Raw genomic sequence first — 891 nt, forward strand, 5'->3', positions numbered from 1 at the left:
ACCCACAAGTTCGCCAACCGGGCCGACGACATCGACCAGACGATCAAGGACGCAAAGCAGCTCGCGCAACGGCTCAACGATGCCTCGGTGCGGGTCGATGGCATTCTTGCCAAGGTCGATACCTTGCTCGGGTCGGGGCAGGCCGACGGCTTGATGGCCGATGCCAGGAACACGCTGAAGTCGTTCAAGCAGGTGGCCGACACGCTGAATTCGCGCCTTGGCGTCATCACCGACAATCTGGCGCGCTTCTCGGGACAGGGGCTTTCGAACGTCGAGGCTTTGGTGCAGGACAGCCGCCGTTCGATCAGCCGCATCGAAGAGGCGGTGACCGATCTCAGCCGCAATCCGCAGCGCATCCTTTCGGGTGGCGACGGCGAGGTTCGGCAATTCGATGGCAGAGCGCGGCGTTGACTTCGGCGACGGCGCGCCCCAGAAACATGAGCCGCGAAAGCGGGTCGATCTTACGATCCGGGGACAACGGGGATCGCGCGTGAAGTCTGTGTGGGTGAAAACGGGCGGGTTGACATCGGCTGCGGCACTGCTTGCCTTGACGCTGGCCGGCTGCGCGGCGTTGGGCGGCAAGCCCGCGCCGCTCGATACGTTCGAACTGTCGGCGCCTTCGGTCGACGCGCATGGCCATAGCCGCCGCCAGATCCTGATCGCGCAGCCGTCGGCGCTCAAGGCGCTGGACAGCCAGAACATCGTCATCAAGCCGTCGGATCGCTCGATCCAGTATCTCAAGGGCGCGCAATGGGCCGACCGGCTGCCGTTGATCGTGCAGGCGCGGCTGGCCGAGACCTTCCAGCGTTCAGGCAGCTTTGCCGGCGTCGGCAAGCCGGGCGAGGGCCTGGCGATCGACTATCAGGTGATCGTCGAAATCCGGTCCTTCGA

At 64.9% G+C, this 891-nt stretch carries 1 protein-coding gene and 1 pseudogene; both read left to right on the forward strand.

Annotation, left to right across the window (positions count from 1 at the left end):
- Positions 1-411, forward strand: a pseudogene (locus tag EN750_RS36620) (MCE family protein); the annotation flags it as partial.
- Positions 392-891 (forward strand): ABC-type transport auxiliary lipoprotein family protein (locus EN750_RS36625; RefSeq protein ID WP_127399435.1); only part of this gene is annotated, 500 nt, incomplete at its 3' end. The pseudogene EN750_RS36620 and the gene EN750_RS36625, both read left to right, overlap by 20 nt.

Source organism: Mesorhizobium sp. M7A.F.Ca.ET.027.03.2.1 (genome assembly GCF_003999175.1).
Taxonomy (GTDB): domain Bacteria; phylum Pseudomonadota; class Alphaproteobacteria; order Rhizobiales; family Rhizobiaceae; genus Mesorhizobium.